28 protein-coding genes are annotated in these 24,114 nt (G+C 36.7%); 10 read left to right on the top strand and 18 right to left on the bottom strand.

All coding sequences use genetic code 11. The annotated features are described in order from the left end of the window. Positions 1-57 precede the first annotated feature (57 nt). From D1953_RS12345 to D1953_RS12375, 7 genes are all read right to left on the bottom strand, one after another. Positions 58-948, bottom strand: coding sequence for a peptidylprolyl isomerase (locus D1953_RS12345; protein WP_119117498.1), 891 nt, complete (start codon positions 946-948; stop codon positions 58-60). A gap of 132 nt (positions 949-1,080) precedes the next feature. After that, entirely contained in the window at positions 1,081-1,806 is a 726-nt protein-coding gene (locus D1953_RS12350) for an SH3 domain-containing protein (protein WP_182480596.1), read from the bottom strand. Between the two features lie 105 nt (positions 1,807-1,911). Further along, the gene (locus tag D1953_RS12355) at positions 1,912-2,985 is read right to left on the bottom strand and encodes an ABC transporter substrate-binding protein (protein ID WP_119117500.1); all 1,074 of its coding nucleotides are present in this window, start codon (positions 2,983-2,985) and stop codon (positions 1,912-1,914) included. Next, positions 2,982-3,674, bottom strand: a complete 693-nt coding sequence (locus tag D1953_RS12360) for an ABC transporter permease (protein WP_425454274.1) — start codon at positions 3,672-3,674, stop codon at positions 2,982-2,984. Before D1953_RS12360 ends, D1953_RS12355 begins: the two co-directional genes overlap by 4 nt. A gap of 112 nt (positions 3,675-3,786) precedes the next feature. Next, positions 3,787-4,590: an ABC transporter permease gene (locus D1953_RS12365; protein WP_119117502.1), complete on the bottom strand. Its 804-nt coding sequence runs from the start codon at positions 4,588-4,590 to the stop codon at positions 3,787-3,789. Further along, on the bottom strand, positions 4,580-5,689 hold the full coding sequence (locus D1953_RS12370; RefSeq protein WP_119117503.1) for an ABC transporter ATP-binding protein: 1,110 nt from the start codon (positions 5,687-5,689) through the stop codon (positions 4,580-4,582). The genes D1953_RS12365 and D1953_RS12370 overlap by 11 nt, the downstream gene beginning before the upstream one ends. 32 nt (positions 5,690-5,721) lie before the next feature. Then, positions 5,722-6,264: a helix-turn-helix domain-containing protein gene (locus D1953_RS12375; protein ID WP_119117504.1), complete on the bottom strand. Its 543-nt coding sequence runs from the start codon at positions 6,262-6,264 to the stop codon at positions 5,722-5,724. Positions 6,265-6,615: 351 nt separating this feature from the next. Here D1953_RS12375 and D1953_RS12380 point away from each other — a divergent pair, with 351 nt between their 5' ends. Next, the gene (locus tag D1953_RS12380) at positions 6,616-7,386 is read left to right on the top strand and encodes a TSUP family transporter (RefSeq protein ID WP_119117505.1); all 771 of its coding nucleotides are present in this window, start codon (positions 6,616-6,618) and stop codon (positions 7,384-7,386) included. 133 nt (positions 7,387-7,519) lie between these two features. On the opposite strand, the gene D1953_RS12385 is transcribed toward D1953_RS12380, so the two are convergent. The 5 genes from D1953_RS12385 to D1953_RS12405 all read right to left on the bottom strand — a co-directional run bounded on the left by D1953_RS12385 (position 7,520) and on the right by D1953_RS12405 (position 12,162). Beyond that, positions 7,520-8,920, bottom strand: coding sequence for a protoporphyrinogen oxidase (locus D1953_RS12385; protein WP_119117506.1), 1,401 nt, complete (start codon positions 8,918-8,920; stop codon positions 7,520-7,522). A 123-nt stretch (positions 8,921-9,043) separates the two neighbouring features. Then, positions 9,044-10,177: an MGDG synthase family glycosyltransferase gene (locus D1953_RS12390; protein WP_119117507.1), complete on the bottom strand. Its 1,134-nt coding sequence runs from the start codon at positions 10,175-10,177 to the stop codon at positions 9,044-9,046. 89 nt (positions 10,178-10,266) lie between these two features. Next, on the bottom strand, positions 10,267-10,887 hold the full coding sequence (locus tag D1953_RS12395) for a DedA family protein (RefSeq protein WP_119117508.1): 621 nt from the start codon (positions 10,885-10,887) through the stop codon (positions 10,267-10,269). Next, positions 10,884-11,594: a polysaccharide deacetylase family protein gene (locus D1953_RS12400; RefSeq protein WP_119117509.1), complete on the bottom strand. Its 711-nt coding sequence runs from the start codon at positions 11,592-11,594 to the stop codon at positions 10,884-10,886. Before D1953_RS12400 ends, D1953_RS12395 begins: the two co-directional genes overlap by 4 nt. A gap of 160 nt (positions 11,595-11,754) precedes the next feature. Further along, positions 11,755-12,162: a DoxX family protein gene (locus tag D1953_RS12405; RefSeq protein WP_119117510.1), complete on the bottom strand. Its 408-nt coding sequence runs from the start codon at positions 12,160-12,162 to the stop codon at positions 11,755-11,757. Positions 12,163-12,446: 284 nt separating this feature from the next. Here D1953_RS12405 and D1953_RS12410 point away from each other — a divergent pair, with 284 nt between their 5' ends. The 4 genes from D1953_RS12410 to yhfH (D1953_RS12425) all read left to right on the top strand — a co-directional run bounded on the left by D1953_RS12410 (position 12,447) and on the right by yhfH (D1953_RS12425) (position 14,482). Beyond that, positions 12,447-13,766, top strand: a complete 1,320-nt coding sequence (locus tag D1953_RS12410; protein WP_119117511.1) for a copper resistance CopC/CopD family protein — start codon at positions 12,447-12,449, stop codon at positions 13,764-13,766. A 155-nt stretch (positions 13,767-13,921) separates the two neighbouring features. Next, positions 13,922-14,059: a YhfH family protein gene (locus D1953_RS12415; RefSeq protein ID WP_119117512.1), complete on the top strand. Its 138-nt coding sequence runs from the start codon at positions 13,922-13,924 to the stop codon at positions 14,057-14,059. 84 nt (positions 14,060-14,143) lie between these two features. Then, entirely contained in the window at positions 14,144-14,281 is a 138-nt protein-coding gene (yhfH, locus tag D1953_RS12420) for a protein YhfH (RefSeq protein ID WP_119117513.1), read from the top strand. A gap of 78 nt (positions 14,282-14,359) precedes the next feature. Then, a complete protein-coding gene (gene yhfH, locus D1953_RS12425) occupies positions 14,360-14,482 on the top strand; it encodes a protein YhfH (protein ID WP_425454275.1) in 123 nt (40 codons plus the stop codon). An 82-nt stretch (positions 14,483-14,564) separates the two neighbouring features. Here the strand turns inward: yhfH (D1953_RS12425) and hflX are convergent, their stop codons facing one another. The 4 genes from hflX to D1953_RS12445 all read right to left on the bottom strand — a co-directional run bounded on the left by hflX (position 14,565) and on the right by D1953_RS12445 (position 18,890). Next, entirely contained in the window at positions 14,565-15,833 is a 1,269-nt protein-coding gene (gene hflX / locus D1953_RS12430) for a GTPase HflX (protein WP_119117515.1), read from the bottom strand. A 161-nt stretch (positions 15,834-15,994) separates the two neighbouring features. Then, entirely contained in the window at positions 15,995-18,109 is a 2,115-nt protein-coding gene (locus tag D1953_RS12435; RefSeq protein ID WP_119117516.1) for a heavy metal translocating P-type ATPase, read from the bottom strand. Beyond that, positions 18,090-18,473 (bottom strand): ArsR/SmtB family transcription factor, encoded by a 384-nt coding sequence (locus D1953_RS12440; protein ID WP_119117517.1) that lies wholly within the window; start codon positions 18,471-18,473, stop codon positions 18,090-18,092. The genes D1953_RS12435 and D1953_RS12440 overlap by 20 nt, the downstream gene beginning before the upstream one ends. Before the next feature lie 216 nt (positions 18,474-18,689). Further along, a complete protein-coding gene (locus tag D1953_RS12445) occupies positions 18,690-18,890 on the bottom strand; it encodes a cold-shock protein (RefSeq protein ID WP_119117518.1) in 201 nt (66 codons plus the stop codon). A gap of 314 nt (positions 18,891-19,204) precedes the next feature. On the opposite strand from D1953_RS12445, the gene D1953_RS12450 reads away from it, so the two are divergent. From D1953_RS12450 to D1953_RS12470, 5 genes are all read left to right on the top strand, one after another. Further along, positions 19,205-19,411, top strand: coding sequence for a DUF1657 domain-containing protein (locus tag D1953_RS12450; RefSeq protein ID WP_119117519.1), 207 nt, complete (start codon positions 19,205-19,207; stop codon positions 19,409-19,411). Between the two features lie 98 nt (positions 19,412-19,509). Further along, on the top strand, positions 19,510-19,989 hold the full coding sequence (gene spoVAC / locus D1953_RS12455; protein WP_119117520.1) for a stage V sporulation protein AC: 480 nt from the start codon (positions 19,510-19,512) through the stop codon (positions 19,987-19,989). Continuing rightward, on the top strand, positions 19,989-21,008 hold the full coding sequence (spoVAD, locus tag D1953_RS12460) for a stage V sporulation protein AD (protein WP_119117521.1): 1,020 nt from the start codon (positions 19,989-19,991) through the stop codon (positions 21,006-21,008). The genes spoVAC and spoVAD overlap by 1 nt, the downstream gene beginning before the upstream one ends. Further along, positions 21,005-21,211, top strand: a complete 207-nt coding sequence (locus tag D1953_RS12465; protein ID WP_119117522.1) for a DUF1657 domain-containing protein — start codon at positions 21,005-21,007, stop codon at positions 21,209-21,211. Before spoVAD ends, D1953_RS12465 begins: the two co-directional genes overlap by 4 nt. 37 nt (positions 21,212-21,248) lie before the next feature. Beyond that, complete coding sequence (locus D1953_RS12470; protein ID WP_119117523.1) at positions 21,249-22,109, top strand: DUF421 domain-containing protein; 861 nt, start codon at positions 21,249-21,251, stop codon at positions 22,107-22,109. Between the two features lie 290 nt (positions 22,110-22,399). Here D1953_RS12470 and D1953_RS12475 read toward each other — a convergent pair whose 3' ends face one another. Together D1953_RS12475 and D1953_RS12480 are read right to left on the bottom strand one after the other, a co-directional pair. Next, positions 22,400-23,422, bottom strand: coding sequence for a polysaccharide pyruvyl transferase family protein (locus tag D1953_RS12475; protein WP_119117524.1), 1,023 nt, complete (start codon positions 23,420-23,422; stop codon positions 22,400-22,402). A gap of 36 nt (positions 23,423-23,458) precedes the next feature. Then, on the bottom strand, positions 23,459-24,100 hold the full coding sequence (locus D1953_RS12480; protein ID WP_119117525.1) for a DUF1796 family putative cysteine peptidase: 642 nt from the start codon (positions 24,098-24,100) through the stop codon (positions 23,459-23,461). Positions 24,101-24,114 lie beyond the last annotated feature (14 nt).

Raw genomic sequence — 24,114 nt, forward strand, 5'->3', positions numbered from 1 at the left:
TTACTGCTTCCCACAAACAAAAAATCCTCGCCGTAACAGCGAGGATTTTTCTCTATCTTACTTCTCTTCTTCAAGCTTATTTGTAATTTTATACTCTTCTTCTTTCTTTTGTAGCCATGTAGCGTATTCTGTTTGTAACTTTTCTGTTAATAGCGTCTCTTTAATTTGTTCTTTGCTATCTTTTAATGTGGCTTCTTTTGCTTCTTTTTTGTTAGTTACTTTAATGATATGGTAACCGTATTCTGTTTTAACAGGTTCACTAATTTTACCAACTTCTAGTTTAAAGGCTACATCCTCGAACTCCGCAACCATTTCTCCTTTGCCAAAGTAACCAAGTGATCCGCCGTTTGCGGCACTGCCTTCATCTGTAGAATATTCTTTGGCCAGCTCTGCAAAATCGCCGCCGTTTTTAAGTTTCTTCAACACTTTTTCTGCAGTTGCTTTATCTTCTACTAAAATATGACTCGCTTCTACTTGTTCAGCTTGTCCTAATGAATCTTTATTTTCTTCAAAATACGTCTTAATCTCTTCATCTGTAATCTTAATGCTTGGTTCAATTAATTTTCTTGTTTGTAAATATTGAACGATATCATCTTTTAAGTCATCCATAGATGAACCACTAGCTTCTAATTGACTTTTTAATGTTTCTTCATCACCATATTGTTCAGTAAGAACATCCAATTCTTTTTGAATATCTTCATCTGATACAGTAACATTTTGTTTCTTTGCTTCTAATTCAATCATTTTATTTGTAATCATTGTATTTAATGTATCTGTTCCGTAGCTTGCCACAAGCTCGTCATATAACTCTTCTTTTGTAATTTTACTTCCGTCTACAGTAGCTACTGTTTCATTTTTTGCAGTAGATGTAATCATCGCTGCTACGATAAGAGCAGCAATTACAACTGCACCGACTAGCCAAATTGCTAGCTTTGCATTCTTTTTCATTTAGACTCTCCCTTACTTTCTCTTTTTTCTTATCATACCCTTAAATTATTAAAAAATCCTTAATTTCGTCCTAAAAAAACACCGTTTCACCTTCGAAACCGTGTTTCATGTGTTTATACGGGCTAATCGGATTTACCAGGATGTATGATATACTTTCCAATAAGCCTTCGAATTGGTTTTAGAAAGATAGATTTTTTGTTCAACATTCTCGTATAATTCATCAGCCGGATATTTTTGTGAAACAATTAAATACTCTTGACCATTCTTCTTATAGTAAGTAATTTTAGGGGCTGGTATCTTGTATTTGATTCTTTCATTTTTATCCCATGTAATCCCATACATAATCATATACGCTGGAAAGTCTGTCCCTCTCCAACCATATAACCGCTTCCCACTTTTAATTTCCCAAAGCATTAAATCATACTTATATAATTTCTCAATAAAGGCATCTGTAAATCCAGGTGATAAAATAGAGTAAATTTGTTGCTTTGTATAGGAACCCTTTAGACTATTTTGAATTTTAATTACTCTATCCGTAATCTTTTTAGCCTCTTTTTCTGACATCTTGTGATAATATCGTAAGTATTGATTGGATACATATCGTTTTTGACTCTTATAATTAATCTCTGCCCATCCGCTTTTTGTAACAGAATACACCGTTACTTTAGCGTTATCTTTTAAAGAACCAACAATTGTATGAGTTGTACTTGCCCCGCTTCTCACATTTAAAACACCTGAAGTAATATCTACATAAGCAACTTTAGTGCTTGCCGCTTGTACCTGGGAAGTAGATGCAAATGAAAAAACAAGTGGTAGAACTAGTAAGATAACTGCTAAACTCTTTAAAACTTTATTCATTGAAATATCCCCCCCTCTCCTTAAGGCAATATTACCATTTATATACATTATTTGTAAAAACAAAGAGAGTGTACTGTCTCCTTTCAACAGTACACTCTCTATTCATCATTTCCGATGCATTTTAAACTCTAAAAAAAGCTCATTATAACGCGCTAAATTTTGCTTTCCTAGATTCTCATATACTTCTAGTTTTTCCGTTAATGCTGGTGACGGATAAAAACGTTCATCCTTCACTATTTCTTCCGGCAAATATTTAAGAGCTTCCTTATTCGGTGTAGAGTAACTTACGTATTCTGTGTTTTGAGCAGCGACTTTCGGGTCAAGCATAAAGTTAATAAATTGATGAGCTGCCTCTACATTTTTTGCTGTTTTCGGGATGACCATATTATCAAACCATAGATTCGATCCTTCTTTTGGAACAACATAATCTAACTTCTCATTCTCATACATAATCTCTGAAGCATCGCCGGACCAAGCAAGACCAACTGCTGCTTCTTCATTCGCTAACAGCAGTTTACTTTCGTCACCAACAATTGCTTTAATATTAGGTGTTAACGTATCAAGCTTTTCTTTCGCTTCCCGAAGATGAGCATCATTCGTATCATTCAAAGAATAATGTAAACTATTTAAGCCCATTCCCATTACTTCACGAGCACCGTCGATTAATAAAATTTGATTCCTTAAATCTTCATCCCATAAATCTGCCCAACTTGTAATTCTTTTGCCATCTAACATACTTGGATTATAAACAATACCAACGGTTCCCCAAAAATAAGGAATAGAATATTTATTTTCCGGATCAAACGGTAAATCCATAAATCGCTCATCAATGTACTTCATATTAGGCAATTTTGAATGATCTAATGGAATTAATAAATGTTCCTTACGCATTTGGTCAATCGTATATTCAGATGGCACAGCCACATCATACGTCGTTCCACCTTGCTTAATTTTTGTTAACATCGCTTCGTTCGAATCAAACGTTGCATAAATTACTTTAATCCCCGTTTGTTCTTCAAACTGACTAAGCAATTCTTCATCAATATAATCGCCCCAGTTATAAATGGTTAACGTGTTATCACCTGAATAACCCTCAGACGAATTTAGGCCTGAGATGATCGCTAAAAGAACCACTGAAACAATCACAATAGCCATGAATAATTGAACAAGTTTCTTCATCTCTTAACCCCCATTCCACTCGGCTTGTTGCGTTGTGTAATGAAGTAATACACAATCACAAGAACCAATGTGAAGACAAACAACAGGGCTGACAATGCATTAATATTCAAGGAAATCCCTTGACGCGCTAATGAGTAGATTTCCACAGAAAGCGTCGAGAAACCATTACCCGTTACAAAAAAAGTGACCGCAAAATCATCTAAACTGTATGTTAAAGCCATAAAAAAACCAGCAAAAATTCCCGGCGTAATATATGGCAAAATCACTTTCGTTACCACATCAAAGCGGCTCGCTCCTAAATCACGCGCTGCATCGATTAAAGTTGGGCTCATTTCTTGAAGCTTCGGTAATACCATTAAAACGACAATCGGAATACTAAACGCAATATGCGATAGTAGAACAGAGTAGAAACCAAGCTTAATACCTGCCATTGTAAATAAAATCAGAAATGATGCTCCAATAATGACATCAGGACTAACAATTAACACATTATTGAGTGATAATATCGTATTCTTTGCCTGTCTACTGCGGAAATCCCGAATTACAAGTGCACCGATGACCCCAATAATAGTAGAAATCAAAGCAGATAATAACGCAATAACTAATGTGTTTAACACAATAATGAGCAACCGTGTGTCATGAAAGAGCTCTCGATACCAATCCAAAGTAAAGCTCTCAAAATTAATCATATTGCCACCGCTATTAAAGGAGTAAAAAATTAAATAAAAAATAGGGGCATAAAGAATGAAAAAGATTACTACTAACAGAAGCTTAGATCCAGGTGATAGATTCTCTCTCAACCTACACACCTCGCTTTCGTTTACCCGTTACGAGCATAATTAAGAACATAATAATCACGAGGAACACTGCAATGGTTGAACCCATTCCCCAATCTTGTGTCACTAAGAAATGCTGTTCAATCGCTGTACCAAGCGTAATTACACGGTTTCCAGCAATCAATCTTGTTAACATGAACAATGATAGTGCTGGGATAAAGACTACTTGACAGCCAGACTTCACTCCATCAATTGTTAATGGAAAAATAACGCGATGGAACGTTACCCAGCCTGAGGCTCCTAAATCTTTAGCCGCATACACTAAGGCTGGGTTTAACTCATCAAGCGCATTAAAAATCGGTAAAATCATAAACGGAATAAAGATATATACCGATACAAAAATAAAGCTAAAATCAGTAAATAAAATTTGCTGTGTCCCGATACCAATGACTTCTAAGAAACTATTCGCTACACCATATGTGCCAAAAATTCCGATAAAAGCATAGGCCTTTAACAATAAGTTAATCCAAGACGGTACAATGATTAACAACAACCATAACTGTTTGTGCTTTGTTTTCGTTAATAAATAAGCGGTTGGGTACGCAACTAGTAAAGAAATCAATGTAATTAAAAACGCATACCAAAAAGAACTCAACGTCATTTTTAAATACACAGGTGTAAAAAACTTTCGATAATTAATAAGCGAGAAATTTCCCTCAATATCAAAAAAGGAATAATATAAAATCAATAGAAGCGGCGCAATAACAAATAGAGCAATCCAAAGAGCATACGGAATAAAAAATACATTACGTGTAAACTTATTTTGCATAGCTGACTCCATCATGATACGATTCTAAGCGCTTATCGAACTCTTCTTCTGTTTCACCAAGACGCATGACATGAATTGCTTCTGGATCGAAATATAATCCAATCTCCTCACCTACTGTTGCCTTTTTCGTTGAATGAACGAGCCATTCGTTCCCATCTTCGTCATAGCTGCTAATCTCATAATGAACACCTCTGAACAATTGAGAATCCACACGTACGCGAAGCTTTCCACGCTCTACTGATGTAATTTCTAAATCTTCCGGACGAATGACAATTTCAACCGGCTCATTCGGATTGAACCCTTGATCCACACAATCAAATCGCTTACCGCCAAACTCTACTTCATAATCGGCAATCATTTTGCCGTCTACAATATTTGATTCTCCAATGAAATCCGCCACAAAACGATTGATTGGTTCATCATAAATATCAATAGGCGTACCACTTTGTTGTATTTTCCCTTGATTCAATACAAAAATTTCATCGGACATCGCCAGAGCCTCTTCCTGATCATGCGTCACAAAAATAAACGTAATCCCTAAGCGTCGTTGCAGCTCACGTAATTCATATTGCATCTCCGTACGAAGCTTTAAATCAAGGGCTGAAAGTGGTTCGTCAAGTAAAATCACTTCCGGTTCATTAACAATTGCACGTGCAATCGCAACACGCTGACGCTGACCACCGGACATTTCACGAATTTCTCGATTCTCATATCCAGCTAAATTCACGAAACTAAGTGCTTCTTGCACCTTCGCTTTTACTTCTGCATTTTTCATTTTTTTAATGCGTAAGCCGAACGCAACATTTTCAAATACATTTAAATGCGGAAATAATGCGTAATCTTGAAATACTGTATTTACTTGGCGTTTATTCGCTGGCACATTATTAATCTTGTCACCATTGAAGAAGATATCTCCCTTTGATGCCTCCGTAAACCCAGCAATTAGGCGGAGAATTGTCGTTTTTCCACAACCGGAAGGACCGAGTAATGTATAAAATTTTCCTCTCTCTATTTCAAAACTTACATTATCTAATACAGGTGAATCTTGGTCATACTGTTTAGTTACATGTTCAAATCGAATAATTGTCTTATCAGTCATAGCGACCTCCCTCTATATATTTACTATCCTTTTTATAAATAGGATTCCGTTACAACAAGAAGTAATTCAGATGGCCCATTAAAGTCATTCACAATTTGATGTTCATCAGAAGCATGAAAATAAATCGATTCTCCTGCCTTTGCAAAGTAAGCTCGTTTCCCCACGCGCACCATCACTCGCCCCTTTAGCACATAGCCAAACGTTTCCGATAGAGACGGTTCAAACTGCTTAAACTCCCCTTTTTCTTGCAAAATAAGCCGAATCGGTTCCATTTCTTTTTCATTTGATTCGGGAACGAGCCACTGAATTTGATAGCCCCGACCTTCATCTACAAAAAATGTTTGTACATCTTCCTCATACACAACCTTTTGAATCCGCTCTTCTTCATCAAAAAATCGCTTTGGTGTACAACCTAACACTTCTAAAATAGTAAAGAACGTCTCCATGGAAGGAGAGCTTAAATCCCTTTCCAATTGCGAAATGTATCCTTTACTTAAATCTGTTCGTTCACCTAACTCTTCTTGGGTCAATCCCTTTTGCAAGCGTAACTTTTTAATCTTCTTGCCAATCTGCATCATACAACCTCGCTGAGTTTAATTTTAGTAAACTTTAAGTCAATAAAGTTTACCCATTGTAAACAAAAAGTTTAATTTAAACAAACATCATTATTACAGAATATGCTTCAGACTTCAATAAAAAACTGTATGTCATGAAAACTTTCACTAATATAAAAAAACATCTAATATACGATGCTCCATATCTACACGAATGACTTTCCCGGGTACACGGTCCATTGCTTCTTGAATCGAAATCAACAATCTCTAAGATTGCTAATGAAACTTTTTCTTATTTACACTCCCTGCCTTTTCCGCTAGTCTTATAACATCAACTAGATATTCCCTTTGGAAGGAAGCGCAAAAAGAATTATGGAAGATATCAATCTCTACACCTTGCTATTTTTAATAATAGCCGGTTTTATCGCTGCATTCATTGACTCAGTTGTAGGAGGCGGCGGGCTCATTTCTATCCCCGCTCTACTATTTACAGGACTCCCGCCTTCAACAGCTCTTGCTACAAATAAGCTGGCCAGCTCAATGGGTGCTTTAACAAGTACCCTCACCTTTATTAAGGCCGGGAAAATAAATTTCAAACTGGTTATAAAGCTATTTCCACTTACTATTATAGGAGCCATTTCAGGTGCATATGTTGTTCATTTTGTATCCTCTGAAATACTAAAACCGCTCATACTCGTATTATTAATTATTGTGGCTATTTATACGATTGTAAAAAAAGATTGGGGAAAAGAGGCCGTTTACAAAGGGCTAAATTGGAAGAAAGCGATGATTTTTATCTTCGCTATATTCGCTATTGGATTTTACGATGGTTTTCTGGGACCTGGCACAGGATCTTTCTTATTATTTGCATTTTTGATGATTGGTTTTGATTTTATACAGGCAGCCGGAAATGCTAAAATATTAAATTTCGGCAGTAATATCGCTGCACTTATTATTTTTTTAGCTATGGGTTCTGTTAATTTTTTATATGGAATCCCAATGGGCTTAGCCATGATTGCAGGTGCATTAATTGGTACTAAATTTGCTATTAAAAAAGGCGCTTCATATGTACGCCTCTTATTTATTTGTATGACCATTTTGCTGATCAGTAAAAATGTTTTGACCTATTTTCATATCATTTAAGTTATTACTATTTAGTAAAGAGGCGTGCGAAGCTACGATTTCGTACGCCTTTTCATTAGGCAGCTTTAAGCAATTATTAGATTGCCATAAAATTATCGATATACAAAAAACCCATCCAAAATGGATAGGTCTATCATGACTTCATCTGTAAAAGCTCGGTTACTCTTACTGCTGTTTTCTCCCCATTCGCAATACAATCAGGAATCCCGACTCCGAAGTACGAGCACCCTGCTAAAAGAATATTCGGATAGTGTGACTTCATTTTTTCTTGAAGTGACTCTACAATTTGATGGTGCGTAATATGATAATTGGGCATATTATTATGCCACTTCGTGATTTCACTTGCCACAGGCTGTCCGGTAATCCCTAGACTATTTCGAATATCAGCTAATGCAACCTCTTCTAATTCAGCTTCGTTTATTTTTCGTAATCGTTCATAATGCGGGCTGGAGCTTTTATAAAAAAGACGGACTAACAAATGATGATTCTTTGACGTATGGGACCATTTTCGGCTTGTCCACGTGCAAGCATTACATATTAAATCACTGCCTTCTGTCGTAATAAAGCCTGTTCCATCTTGCGGTAATTCACTATCCGGCAAATCAAAACCAAGATAAATACTAATCATCGAACTATTTTTGAACTGATTAAACTCTTCGTTCAATTCCTCATTTTGCAGTAACTGTTTTGCTGCTGAATCCGGTGTACTTAATACAACATAATCCGCTTCCAATTCTTTATAGTTTGTAAATGTAAGAAGATAACGATCAGATGTTTTTTCAATTTTCTTTGCTTGTACACCCTTAATGATTTCAACAGAGACCATCAACTCTTCTTCCAATCGATTAATGATGGTCGATAAACCGTTTTTAAACGATAAAAATTTACGATTGGCTGTGCCTTTAAATTTTTCTTTATTCGCTTCTAGACCGCGAATGATGCTGCCATATTCATTTTTATAATCAATTAAATACGGAAGAGTAGAAGCAATCGTTAAATCGTTGAGCTTCCCTGAATAAACGCCTGATAATACAGGGGAAATTTGTTTCTCCACCAGCTCTCTGCCAAGAAAATGTTCAAGAAAGGCTCCGACCGAATCATTTTTTGTAAATGTGTCATTCAATGTATAAAAATCCTTTAACGCTTCGACTTTCCCTTCTGCTGAAATTAAAGTCGTCGTCGCTAACGATTCTAAGCTCATTGGAATACCGAACATCGCATCTTCTGGAATCATCTTTAACTCGCCGTCACTATATAAGAAAGATCTTCCAGTCGCATTGTAAACGACTTCTTCTTCTAATCCCAGCTCTTTAATAAACGGAATAACATTTTCTTTGCGCGTGACAATCGAGTCTGCACCCGTTTCGATAATAAACTCTCGATTATGAACCGAACAAATTTTTCCGCCTAACTGTTCCTGTGCTTCTATAAGAATCAAACGTACATCTAAATCGTTTGCTTTTACTGCTTTTTGCAAATAATACATTGTAGATAATCCAGTAATTCCCCCACCAATTACAACTACTGTTTTCACTTTTTGACACCTCAATTATGATTAACTTCCTTCATTAAAGTGTACCATAAGCCATTCATAATTATGAACGCACGCAGCTCTTAATATAACGGAAACGAATGAATGTACCAATATTGCCATATATTAAACAACACTAGACGAGTCCATTTGCAGACCAATCATGCTTGTAATGACCTCTACCATCCGATCTGGTCCTATTTCGATTCCTTTTTCATAAGTATCAACCGCTAGATTCCAACGATTCACTTTTTGATTGTTCTTTAATAGACAAAACAATTGTTTTTCAAATGGTTGATTCTGTTCGAATTTAAATACAAGCTCTGATTTTGTTAAATAATGAAGGTTTATTTCCTCCTGGCCAGGAAGGAAGGAATGCACGATAATTGGCAGTCTTTTTTTTATAGCTTCACTAATAGTCACGCCGCCAGGTTTCGTAACGATGGCATCTACTTGTTCATATAATGCATTCATTTCTAATCTTGACGATATATATGACAATGGTCGAATATGACGGCTATTCCAAGAAAGAATTTCATCATATAGCTTTTGATTCTTTCCACAAAGCACGAGAAAATCAAAATGCTCAGTATTTTTCAATGAATGAGATAATGTTAACATTCCACCGAGACCAGTATTACCTCCGGCAATTAAAATGATAGGGCGATTATTACATTTCTTGAAACGAGCTGTTTTCGTAATTTCTTCATGGACAGGGATTCCAGTTACAATCATACGGTGTCTAGGAACCTGGTTTTTCCTTATTAACTGTTCCTTCACTTCTTGATTAGGGAGAAAATGGAAGTCGATTCCATCTCTTCCCCACACACTATTAACAAAAAAGTCTGTATACACATTGATAATTGGAACATGGCATTTCCCTTGTTTCTTCAGCTGACTAAGAAGATAGGAAGGATACCCATGTGTACATACAATTAAATCGGGTCTTTCCTGCTTTAACAATTGCTCCATTTTTTTTAAAAAGATAAGATTATACCACTTTACCAGTCGAGCATTCGTCCGTGTATCGTAGAAAAAGTTTTTATAGGCAAAGTTATACGTTTCTGGTGCGTAGCGAATCCAACTTAAATAACCGCTTGTCACTACCTTTTCTAAAGATTCATTCGTATAGCTTATTAAGTCTACTTTTTTACATATAATTCTATCCATACGTGCATGTAACATATCAATTAAAGCATCTGATACTTGATGATGACCTGATTTCATGCGTAAGAGAGGCAAAAACAATATCTTCTTCATCTATTTCAGCTCCGATTCTATAAGAAATTCTTCACAACGATTCACTGAAAAACAGACATTCTTATTTTCAAACTTTTATAATTACCAGTCTACTTCACTTTTTTTGAAACCCTATCACGATGTTGTAAACGTTTCTTACGTATATACTTCACCAACATATAAATGAAAAAAATCGCTAAGAACAGAATCCCTAAATAAGGAACATAAACAGGATTAATATTAAACGTCTGCCCTAGATAATACCCCGCTAAAATAAACGGAATAACCCAAAGAAGAGTACCTAGTAGAGAAAACAGAAAAAATGCGCCAAATGAGATTTTTGCGATGCCGGCAAAATACGGGCTCATTTGGCGAATACCCGGCATATAAAAACCGAATAGAATCGTTTTATAAGCATTTTTAGTATAGTTATGTTGGACTTTCTCCCACCTTTCAGAAGTAATCCCAACATACTTACCGTATTTATGAATAAAAGGATATCCAATATACTTCCCACATAAAAACGCCGTAAGCATACCAATAAAAGTACCTAAAAGAGCACATAATATAGCCCAGCCAAATGAAAGTTGATGATGTACAATCAATACACCGATAAAAAAAAGAAGAGATTCTTCCGGAGCAGGAATCCCGACAATCCCAAAGAATAAAAACAGAAAAATAATCAAATATCCGTATAAATCAATATACTGTAAAATTGTTTCGCTATTCATACTATCCTCTTCATTTCATTTAACGTCATAAAGCGTATCCCTTTTTCCTTACTTTCTTGTAAATATACCTCTAATTGTTCAAGCATATATCGCGGTGCTTCCTGATCAGCCCCTAACGTTTCCCCGCAGTCATGAAGCAGAAGAATCGAGCCGCGCTCTGTCGCTAATCGCAATTCATCGAGTAAAGTTTGCCGGCAGTTTTTCACTTTCCAATCTCCGAAAATATGCGACCACATAACAATATGGTAGTTTTTACTCAAAAATAGGGTAAACACATTAAAATGTCCCCAAGGAGGCCGATAAAACGTAACCTTCTCATTCGTATATTCTTTAATAGCTTGTTCCGTTAAATATAGCTGCCTTCTTAATATAAATGGAGGCATAAGCCAGCTCGATATATGCTGAAAGTGATGAATCCCAATCGTGTGCCCCTCTTGGTGCATGCGCTTCACAAGATCAGAATTACTTTTCACCTTGCTCCCTACGACAAAGAAAGAAGCCTTCACCTGATACTTTTTTAACAAGTCTAATAATTGCGTTGTATATTCAGGGTTAGGGCCATCATCAAACGTTAAGGCAATCCGATTCTCGCCTTTCACTTTTTGAGTGATTCCCCATCCACATGTACGAATGATGACGGTCGGAATAATAGAGTAAAATAAGAACAATAAACATAACGTACAACTGATTATGACTACAATCTGCATTTCACGCATCCTTCCATCTTCAAAAAATTCACTTACATATTTCTACTAAAACTAACTTTCTAAATGTAGCACGATTCCCAACATTTTTTATACATTTTTTTGAAAAAGCATATAAAAAAAGCTGATTAGCACGGAGGGCACTAGTCAGCTTTTTTTGTATCTATGATTGTTGATTTGGTTTTAGTACAGCTTGTAAAGAAAGCTTATCGCTGCCATTTAACAGTAAATAAACAGACATTGCTAGAAACGCTAAATCTAATTCATATCCCGCCATTTGACCATTTCCTGCAAAGCCCACGCTTAATTTAACTGTGAAAATAGCTCCTAACATCACAACGGCGAACAAAGCTGCTACAATTCTTGTTCCAATCCCAAGAATCATCGCTATTCCCCCGACAACTTCAATAAGAGCTACAACATAAGCCATAAATCCAGGAATGCCAATGCTATCAAACCAACCAGCTGTGTTGGCAATTCCATCATTAAACTTGATAAGGCCGTGAATCAAAAAAGATACTCCCAACACAACACGTAAAACCAATGAACCTAGCTCATAATTTTTCTTCATTACGTAAATACTCCCCCCTATTTATTACTTTAAATATATAAGTTACTTATAGTTAGTAAGTTTAAAATAATATTCTAATTGCGTCAAGTAAGTTTTTTATTTTCGATAATTTACCATGAAAATAACTTTGTTAAATAAGAGTGTGAATAACCAATCAACAGCATCCTATAACAAAGCCGAAAAAATAAAAAAGTTATTCCTTTATCGGAATAACTCTTCATACTAATTTCACAACTTTGGTTTATACTGTTTAGCACAAACAAAGAAATTTGAGGTGATACATAATGAATAAACAAGGATTCGGGCTGTTTATTTTGTTATTACTCAGCCTTTCCTTCCCAAGCTTCACTCTAGCACACTCACATGTGATTCAGTCTACACCAGGAGAAGGTGAAGTTTTAGATACACTTCCATCAACTGTTAGTGTAACGTTTAACGCACCTATTCAAGCTGCGTTTTATTCTCTTGAAGTGTATAACGCAGCTGGAGAACGAGTGGACGCCGATGAAAATGTACTAGAAGATAACGTATTAAAAAATAAACTTCCCAGCGGAGTTGAAAATGGGCCATATACATTAAAGTGGAAGGTTGTTTCTAAAGATGGTCATCCAACAGAAGGTTCTCTTTCTTTTACTGTTGACGTTGAACCAGCCGAAAAACCAATTGAAAAAGAGGAAATTAAGCAAGAAGAACCAACTCTAGAAGAAAAGACACCTGTCGTAGAAGAAAAAATACAACCAGAGAAGACTACACCAGAAATTGGGCACACTCTAATTCAAAGCTTATTATACGGAAGTCTATCGCTTTATATAGGAGTTTTATTCTTTCACTTAAAGTTATTGCCTAATACAGTATCTTTTCACATCAATAACCGAAGTAAGCTGCTATTATGGATTTCTTATGTTGGACTTACGCTCAGTATCCTGCTTAGTCTCCCATTAGAAGCGCGGAGTATTTCTGGATCCATAAGTGATACTTTAACTCTTACAACCTTTGGTACAGTTTGGTTTGTAGAAATTGTATTACTGCTCTTTCTATTGTTAAGCACTTGGCTTTTACATAAAGTTTCAAGAAAATGGGCTGCTGCTTTAGCTATCCTAGTACTTCTCGGTCTCATGCTGGCTAAATCATTTATCGGTCATACTATGATGGCTTCAATTCCATCAGCCGCCATTACGATGAATTTCCTACATCTAGCGGCTATGTCTTTATGGCTTGGTGGATTATTGGCAATCTGTTTAGTATTACCGCGTGCTATAAAACACGTAACTAATCTCGACGAGCGAAAAACAATGTATTGGCAAGTATTGCACAACTTTTCGTCATGGGCGCTCATTCTTGTTTCTGTGCTTTTAACAAGCGGGGTCTGCAGCAGTCTTCTTCATATTGATTCAATGGATTCCTTATTGACCACTCTTTATGGACAAGTACTACTTGCAAAAGTTGTCTTAACACTCGTTATGATTGTATTTGGCGCCTATCATTTTTTCCGAATCAAAGGAAAGAAAAAAACACTGGGACCTTCCGTGCTTATCGAATTTGGTGTCGGGATTATCGTTCTTGTGTTAGCTGCTATCCTAACGAATTTACCGACCGCTATATAATAAGAAACATTGAGCTGACTGGCTTTTTCGCTAGTCAGCTTTATTTTTTGGATTTTTTTGTAAAACAGCCTATACATTTTCCGATTTAAGGTATATACTGTATTATAACAACATATAAATTATTAAAACTGTACTACAAAAAGGAGGGGCGAGAAATGCAAGGGAAACAGTCAGTAGAAGTTTTCAAAAGCAAAACTACGAAATATTGTCCGGAATGTGGTGAAGGGATGAAAGTCCACTCACTAGACCATTTAATGGAATGTGATCGCTGCCTTTCAAAACGAGCTGAATAAACAAAGTCATTTAAATTTGTGCAAACGTGTGCATTTTTTTCTATACGAACGAATTTATATAAAAAATTCTAGGAGGGCATAATCATGCAAACAAAAAAATCTGTAGAGTTTTTCAAAAGTATCCCCGCTAAACATTGTTCAGAATGTGGTGAAACTGTAGTGGAGCAAGCAGAATCTTATTTAATGGAATGTGATCGTTGCCTTTCGAAAATTGAAGAATAAGTATAGTTACTTTTTGAAGTATACGAGATTTATAAAAAATAATACTAGGGGGAAATAATTATGCAAACAAAAAATCCAATGGAGTTCTTCCGTAACCTACCATCAAAACAATGTGCAGAATGCGGCCAACAAATCCAGGAGCAACACGAATCATACCTAATGGAATGCGATTACTGTTTATCCAAAAAAGAAGAATACTAATCAACAGAACCCTGGCTGCTTTAGCATCCAGGGTTTTTATTTATCCACAAAGTTATACACATATTATCCACAACTTCAAATGTCACTGTGACACGACATACTCTCGGTATTTATCATAGTCGCTTTGTTTACATTCGAGTTGAATAAGGGTTCCATTTTCTTCATACGTTGTTTCTATGACGTTGGCCTGTTCATTAAAATAGGAGATAATTTGCCCTTTGTCATACGGGATGAGCATGCGGCACTGAACATAGTCTTGAAATAGATGCTTTTTAAGCATATTAATCAGCTCATCTATGCCAATTCGCTTTTTTGCAGATAAATAAATTCGATCTCCCGCTACACGAGGAATTTCTCCCTCCGTCAAGTCTGCCTTATTATAAGCAAAAATCGTTGGAATTTCCTTAATCCCAATTCCCTGTAACGTTTCATTCGTAATTTCTATCATCTGTTCATAATTTGGATTTGCATAATCAACGACATGAATCAATAAATCCGCTTCCGCCACTTCCTCTAATGTAGAGCGAAAAGCCTTAACAAGATGATGCGGTAATTTGGATACAAACCCAACTGTATCTGTTAATAAAAATTCCTTCTTATCAGGTAAAGGAATATGACGCACTGATGTTTCTAGTGTTGCAAATAACATATCTTTTTCAAACACTTGCTTCTCATCAGAGGTTGGGTGAAACCGCTCAACAAACGCATTCATAAATGTTGACTTTCCGGCATTCGTATATCCAACAAGCGCTGCAACCGGCACCCCCTTCTTCTTGCGTTGTTTTCGCTGTGTTTGTCGATGCGCAACAAGCTCCTCTAATTCTTTATTTAACATCGTTATTCTTTCTTCAATTCGACGGCGGTCTAACTCAACTTGTTTTTCACCTGATCCACGGTTACTCGTACCAACACCGCCACTTTGTCTTCCTAACGATTCACGTAACCCATTCAAACGCGGCAGCATATACCGAAGCTTGGCTACTTCAACTTGCAGCTGAGCCTCTTTCGTCTTGGCTCGCTTATCAAAAATATCAAGAATTAAAATCGTTCGATCAATAACCTTGCATTCCAAGTCTTTTTCTAAATTACGAATTTGCGAAGGTGACAACTCATCATTAAACACGACTAAATTCGCATCCTGAGCATGGATTAACATCTTCACTTCTTCTGTCTTTCCTGTACCTAAATAATGCGAGGGATTGATTCGCTGCAAATTTTGACTTAACTCGCCGACTACCTCTACTTCACAAGCAGCCGCTAAATTGGCCAGTTCCTCCATCGAATACTCAAAATCATATTCATTATTCAAATTCACGCCAACTAAAATCGCTCTTTGCTCTAATTCCTTCATATGTATCTCCCCCTTCAAGCAACAAATGTAGCCAAAGCTTATCATACGCATTTTTCTTTTACAATGTTAGAAAAACACGATTTGCCGCATCTTTACTTTAAGTTTAAACGTTCTTAACGTATAAAAGCTGCAGAATTCCTAAAGAAATCCTGCAGCTTTTATTAATCTTTCACACGTAATAATCGTAAACTATTCAACATCACAATAAGTGTTGCCCCCATATCCGCAAAAATCGCCATCCAAAGTGTTAACCAACCTGGTGCAATTAACAATAACGCGATTAGTTTAATAGCAAGCGAAAATGTAATATTTTGCTTAATAATTTGCAATGTTTTACGGCTTAGTTTAATTGTATAAGGCAACTTCGATAAATCATCACCCATTAAAGCAATATCTGCTGTTTCAAGAGCTGTATCCGTTCCGGCTCCGCCCATTGCGATTCCAACCGTTGCGGATGCAAGGGCCGGTGCATCGTTCACTCCATCGCCAACCATTGCTACCCGTCCATACGTTTCTTGTGTTTTCTTTATAAAAGCAAGCTTATCTTGCGGCAATAAATTAGCCTGGATCTCATGGACGCCAGCTAGAGCTCCGATACTTTTCGCGGTGCCTTCATTATCACCTGTCAGCATAATTGTTTTTTCAATACCAAGTGCATGAAGCTTGCGGATTGCTTCCTTACTACTTTCTCTGATTTCATCGGCTACTGCAATCAAAGCTAATATCTCTACCTCTGTTCCAATGACCATTACGGTTTTTCCCTCGTTTTGAAGCTGGTTAATTTGCTGCTTGATTTGAGGATCTATATTGTATGCAGCAAATAACTGAGGACTGCCAATGAAATATAGACAATTAGAAATGCTTCCTTTAATGCCTTTACCCGTAATCGATGTAAAACCTTCTACATGTACTGCATGATCATAAGCCCCCACCGCCTCGGCTTTTCGAACAATAGCTGATGCGAGCGGGTGCTGTGAACGATGCTCTAACGCTGCCGCAATCGTCCAAACATCTTCTTCTTTCACATCTCGTGTTAATGAAACAAAGTCTGTAACTTCTGGTACTCCTTTTGTTAGCGTACCTGTTTTATCGAAAGCAATTGCTTTTAACGATCCCGTTTCCTCCAAATACACGCCACCTTTAATAAGAACACCATTTTTCGCTGCGTTCCCAATCGCTGTCACAATCGCAACGGGTGTCGAGATGACTAGTGCACAAGGACAACCAACCACAAGAACCGCTAAGCCTCGATAAATCCATTCGCTCCAATCTCCACCTGTAAAAAGCGGCGGCATAAGAGCAATCGCTAGAGCAATCAGCATAATCGCTGGTGTATAATACTTGGCAAACTTATCGACAAACGCTTGGGAAGGCGCTTTTTCTGCTTGTGCCTCTTCTACAAGATGAATGATTTTCGCAAGTGTCGTATCTTCTACACGCTTCGTTACCTGAACTTCTAATAACCCTTCGCCATTTAACGTTCCGGCAAAAACTTCTCCATCGATTGTTTTAAAAATCGGCTCCGATTCACCTGTAATCGCTGCCTGATTCAACGTTGAAGCACCTTTTATAATCATTCCATCCATCGCAAGCTTTTGTCCGGGCTTAACAATCATAATATCGCCGACTTCAATATCATCGACATGAATAAGCATTTCGTGATGCCCTTTACGAATTAATGCTTCTTTTGGGGCAATATTCATAAGCGATTCAATAGAGTTTCGTGCTTTATCCATCGAATATTTCTCTAGCACTTCACTAATCGCAAACAAAATGACAACCGTAGCACCTTCTCCCCATTCTCCAAGGAATGCCGCCCCAATAATGGCAACGGTCATCAACGTATGCATATCAAACTGAAGTTTGAATAAGTTTTTCAATCCGTTAATAAATAGAGCATAGCCACCAATTAAAATCGCTGCTGCATAGCTAAGTACAGGAATGATATGACCTTCACCATACTGTTTGCTAAGGAGCCACCCTAAAACAAGTAAAATGGCTGAAACCAATACTTTTATATTTTCTTTTTGCTTCCAAAAAGATTCTTTTTTAGTAACCAGCTCTTTATCATCACGGATTTTTAAATGATCGAATGCACCAGCTCTTTCTAAATCCTCAATTGTCACTTCACCTTGCACAGAAATTTTGGAGGCACCGAAGTTCAATTTGGCATCTTCTACACCATCTAATTCTTTTACTTTTTTTTCAAATTTGGCTGCACAGCTTGTGCACGATAATCCTTGAATTCGGTAAGTTTTAGTCTGTGCTTCGCCCATCGACTTTCACCTCCTGCTGATGCTCTAAAGCAATCATCATTAATTGTTTAATATGGTCATCGTCTAAAGAATAGAAAGCTAACTTTCCTTCTTTACGAAATTTCACGATCGCATGTTTTAATAAGGTCCTTAGATGATGGGAAGTGGTCGCCATTGAAGCACCGATAATATTAGAAATGTCGCATACACACAATTCGCCTTCCTGACTCAACAGATAGGCAATCTTGGCTCGATTCTCATCACCAATGACTTTAAACAACCTCGAGATACTTGCAATATCGACCGTACTCATTTCTTGTTGAACTCGATTCACTTTTGGTTCATCATAACTATAAACTTCACAATAGTCCTTTGTATCAGCCATCTCCAACATCCCTCATTCAAATCTTTATTTGATTATAGACTACCACATCACACTCTATATTCAAATAGGCGTTTGAATGATTTTTCATGAAATTTCTGAATATTAAAGGTTATCCACAGTTTATTCACAATCCTAAAAGTCACTGTGACTTTTTTTTACACACAAAAAAGCAAACTCCATAATGGAGTTTGCTTTTTTCACCTTGTATAGGTTTTATTAAGCTTTTTGAACGTTAGCAGCTTGTGCTCCACGTTGTCCTTGCTCAACTTCGAAAGTCACGTCTTGACCTTCTTCTAAAGTTTTGAAACCTTCGCTTTGGATTGCTGAAAAGTGAACGAATACGTCATCTCCGTTTTCACGCTCGATGAAACCGAAACCTTTTTCTGCGTTAAACCATTTTACTTTACCTTGTTCCATTGTTGTTGCCTCCTGCGTGCATCTTATGCACATTATATTACTATCCTTGCCCTAGGTTTTCATCGAAACGAAAAGTTACACTTTAAGAATCCTTCAATACCGAACAAAAATAATTACTCTTATCATAACAGGATTTTACAGCAAATGCAAACTAAATATCCATAAATGTATACACAATTGGTCTACAATTACTAAATTCACTGTGACACAGTTATAAAATCCCATAACTTTACTACTCCACACGCACATAAAAAGTTTATTTTTAAACATTCTATTACTGTAATTCAATACATTTTATAGGAGGAGTTTTAAAAATGACTGTAATCAATCAAGTTCAACAAACCTTATCTGGATTAAAAAGTGCACAAGCAAGCTTTGAGACATTTGCTTTACAAACAGATAACCAACAAGCTAAGCAGCTATATCAACAAGCGGCTCAACAAACGCAAGCAATTGTCGATAGCATTTCTCCACGCGTTCAACAAATTCAAGAAGAAGAGCCTCAATATAAACAACAATAGAGCTGGATAGTAAAATTTATAATTAGAAAAGGTTGGTTGCTTCTAACCAACCTTTTCTTACAAATTGAAACCTCAGAATGAAAGAGGGGTCACAACCTATGTCAAACAATAAAAAAAAGCTATTAACACCTGTACAACAACAATATCAAGAAATGCAATCACAACTTGAAACCAAAAGGCCTGTCCTCAAAAATTGTTTGAAAGCATTTTTGACAGGGGGCTCCATTTGTTTAATTGGGCAAGCAATCCAAATCTTTTATATCTATTTTTTTGATTTCACAGAACAAACAGCGGGAAACCCTACCGCAGGAACACTCATCTTCATCGCGATGTTGCTCACAGGCTTTGGCTTATATGATCGAATTGGGCAATTTGGAGGTGCCGGTTCTGCCATTCCACTTACTGGATTCGGCAATGCTGTCATTTCAGCTGCTATTGAGCATCGAACAGAAGGATTTGTGTTAGGTGTCGGAGGAAATATCTTTAAATTGGCCGGTTCCGTCATATTATTCGGCGTATCCTCTGCTTTTGTCGTGGCTCTCATCAAAACGATTTTAATACAGTGGGGTGGCTTATAATGTTACAAGGACATCGTACATGGGTTTTCGATCATAAGCCTGTCATTCTCTCCACAGGTACCGTCGGAGGTCCTTTTGAAGCAAACGGGGCGATTCCCAATGATTTCGATCTCTTACATTCAGATTTATGGCTTAATCAAGATTCCTACGAAAAAGCCCATAAAGTCCTATTCGAACAAGCTTGTTTACGTGCCATTGAAAAAGCTGAACTTCAAAAAGAACAAATCCAATTTCTACTTGGGGGAGACCTAATCAATCAAATCACGCCAACGAGCTTTGCCTCCCGTACGATTGGTACCCCCTACTTTGGACTCTTCGGTGCTTGCTCCACATCAATGGAAGGATTAGCACTAGGCGCTTCCATCATTAATGCTAAGGGCGCAAAATATTTATTAACTGGAGCATCTAGTCATAACGCAGCCGTTGAAAAACAATTTCGATATCCGACAGAATATGGCGGCCAAAAACCGCCTACTGCCCAATGGACAGTAACGGGTGCAGGAGCTGCTGTACTTAGCGATACAGGAGATGGACCTTGTGTCACGTCAGCGACAATTGGGCGAGTCATTGATATGGGATTAACCGATCCATTTAATATGGGAGGTGCGATGGCCCCCGCTGCCGTTGATACGATTGAGGCTCATTTAAAAGATCGAAATATCGATCCCTCTTATTATGATTTGATTGTCACAGGAGATCTCGGAAAGATTGGTCATGAAGTGTCATTTGATTTATTAAAGAAACATGGAACACCTATACAAGAGAATCAATATCAAGATTGTGGATTAATGATTTATCGAGAAGGACAACCCGTTTTATCAGGAGCAAGCGGTGCTGGTTGTTCTGCAGCTGTTGTATACGGCCATTTATTAAACCGGATGAAACAAGGTGAATTTAAACGAATGTTAGTCGTTGCAACTGGAGCTCTACTCTCTCCGCTTACCTTTCAGCAAAGCGAAACGATTCCATGTATCGCTCACGCTGTTTCTATTGAATACGAAGGAGGAGCGACAGTATGACTATCGCATCAGAAGTTAAACAATGTTTGGCAAGCTTGAAAGGGATTGAAGCAAATTTATCTAGTTTAGCGATTCGATCTCAGGATAGTGAATCACAACGCACCTTTCATGAGACGATGCTTATTGTCAATGAAGTCGTGACAGATTTACAAAAACGAGTGGGCGAATTAGAAAGAGAAGAATTTCAATACAAAGGTTTTTAGCTGACAAAACGGACCCTATGTTAGGAGGTGTAAATAAATGCCAGATTGGTTAAATATCATTCTGCGATCTGTCTTTTTCCTAATTCTTCTTTTTTCAATTACGAAATGGTTAGGAAAAAAACAGATCTCCCAGCTGTCTTTCTTTGAATATGTCAATGGGATTACCATTGGGAATATCGGTGCTGAAGTTGTCACTGGCTTGGACCAAAGAGTTTCTTTAGGTCTCATATCCATGCTAACTATTGCAGCACTTCCGTTTCTCGCTGGACTACTTTCTTTAAAAAGCAAAAAATTTCGTGATATTGTAGAAGGAAAAGGAACGATTTTCATTAAAGATGGAAAAATCTTAGAAGAAAATCTAAAAAAAGAACGATACACGACGGATGAATTATTAACATTGCTTCGTAAAAAGAATGTCTACCGAGCCGCAGATGTAGAATTTGCTGTATTAGAAGCAACAGGCGATTTCAATGTTATGTTAAAGAAGGAAAATCAGCCGTTAACACCAAAAGATTTAAGCATGAAATTCCCGTCTGTTAAAGAACCGCAAACCGTCATTATGGATGGTGAAATATTAGATGAGTCACTAGCTCAAGCAGGCCGAAGCAGAGGTTGGTTACATACAGAGTTAGAAAAGTTAGGCGTAACAATTGAAAATGTCTTTCTTGGACAAGTTGACTCTTATGGACAGTTAACAGTTGATTTGTTTGATGATAAAATCGAAGTTCCCTCTCCGCAGGAAATGCCATTATTATATGCAACACTTAAAAAGTGCCAAGCAGACTTAGAACTATTTGCCTTAGGAACGGAAAATACAGAAGCCAAAAAGATGTATAGTGCAAATAGTAAAAAGATTCAGGACGTAGTTGATAAAGTGGGATATATTTTAAAGGAATAGAATGAGCTGTACCTATTACAATCACAAATGAATTAAAGACAAAATTAAAAGGCCTGAGCCTGGTATAATGCCGGGTTCAAGCCTAGGTAGCTGTATAAAATTTTTAGGTTCATTTCAAATCCCGATTAGCTCGTTGCTCTGTTTAATCCTAATGCTGAAATTGCTCTTTTTTATTTTAGCTATGTTAATACATATTGTTTTTTCATAAAATTTTTAGCCTATTCGTATGAACATGAGGTTTCACTTTAAATACAAACTTATACGAAATAACCCCTACGTCTTCCTTAGTATTATGAACTACCCTTTTTTATCGTTTTTTCAATGTCTTCTTTCAGTTCCAAAAGGTTTCTCATACTATTACTTTCTACTAATTCAACTTGACTTTTTATATTAGAGAATTTATCTTTTTCCAAGTTTAGAAAGTGAAGGACCTTTTCTATCATGTCTTGTTCTGGTATTTCAAAGTCACTCGAAAAATCCTCCAAGTGAAACATTTTCAGGAGCGATTTTACTTTGCTCATTTTTGAAAAACAAAAAGTCGGTATCTCATTGCGAATCGCTACAAGGGCTGGATGTAATTTAAAAGAAATTAAATAATCCACGGATTGAATTAAACTATACGTCATCTCTAAGTCATATTCATTATATGGCAGGGTAACAGCAGCCCTAGGGTTCGATTCCAATAATGCGTTTCGAATATTCCTGCATAAAGTATAATCAGAGTATTTATTATTAGATTGATTTACTACTGGTATTAAAAATACATGATATCCTTTTTGAGTTAGTTTTACTAAAAGATTAACGATCTTTTGAAAGGGGAAATCATCGTAGGAACTTACACAAATACCAATTGTCTCTACTCCCGCATATTTCCTAATCGGATATTTAGGTTGTTCATATGCAAACACAACATCCGGAGCAACCTTTACCTCTTTATGAAGGTTATATTTTTTAAATATTCGAGCAGAATTATCATCTCTTAAATAGACCTTTTTTGCTTTGGAAAGTCTTTGGCGATGCCTATCAATCTGTTCAACCGGCCATGTATCTTCATTATAGTGGTCCACCACACCTACCCCATATATCCAAGTAGGGTGATTTTCTAATAATGGGGGAAAATAATATTGATTATAGTAGTATGGTGTAATTAAATCCCCTCCACCAATAATGACAGCATCAATTTTGTTCGGATCCACAAAAGCCGACCAAGGGAAAACGTTATGATTATGAAAAATTTGTTTAAATGTTTTTAAAAACAAGTCATCTCCAAAGTTACCCATACCATAGTATCCGCAAACACCTATATTTAACAATGTTCATTTCACGCTCCTTCTTGAAAGAATGTTAGATTAATCACTGCCTTTTGAAAGAGTAACTCCCTCTAAAATAATATCCCAGGCTGAATTACATCCTGTCCAAGCATTGACTGAATTAGGAATTTCCACTGCACAAACTCTGTCAATAGCCCAATCTATTTCAATAACCTTTTCTTCCTTCGTATAATTGATGATTAATATTGAAAAATCCCCAGGATAAATCTCAGATATCGCATTCTTTAACTCAAGTGCTTCATCCCGATTAGCTTGTATTCTTACAAATAACGCTGAATCGCTTATAGCTAAAGAATTATACAATTTCTCAATACGTCTATTCATTTTTTCTTTAAATTGAGGATACGTTAATAGAGAAGTATCACTATTTTCTGTAACAAGAAAATCATGGACCGAGACGCACTTTGTATTCAAATCCGACACTGTGTAACAGCTGTTGGTACCTTGTATACCTTCAATTCTCATATTTTCAATTTCCATAAACCCATTAAATTTCTGTTTAAGCAGTCTGCATAGATGACTTACCGAATAAGAATACATCCAATCGATAGGGCCGCTGAAGCTTCTTAATTTTTTCCTTTTGAGTTGAAAAGCGGTTTGGCAATTCCACCCCAAGCTTACAATCATATCATAAGGCCTTTTTATCTGGTTTAGATTCATGTGTCAAACCCACT

This window comes from Peribacillus asahii, assembly GCF_003570725.1.
GTDB classification, from domain to species: domain Bacteria; phylum Bacillota; class Bacilli; order Bacillales; family DSM-1321; genus Peribacillus; species Peribacillus asahii.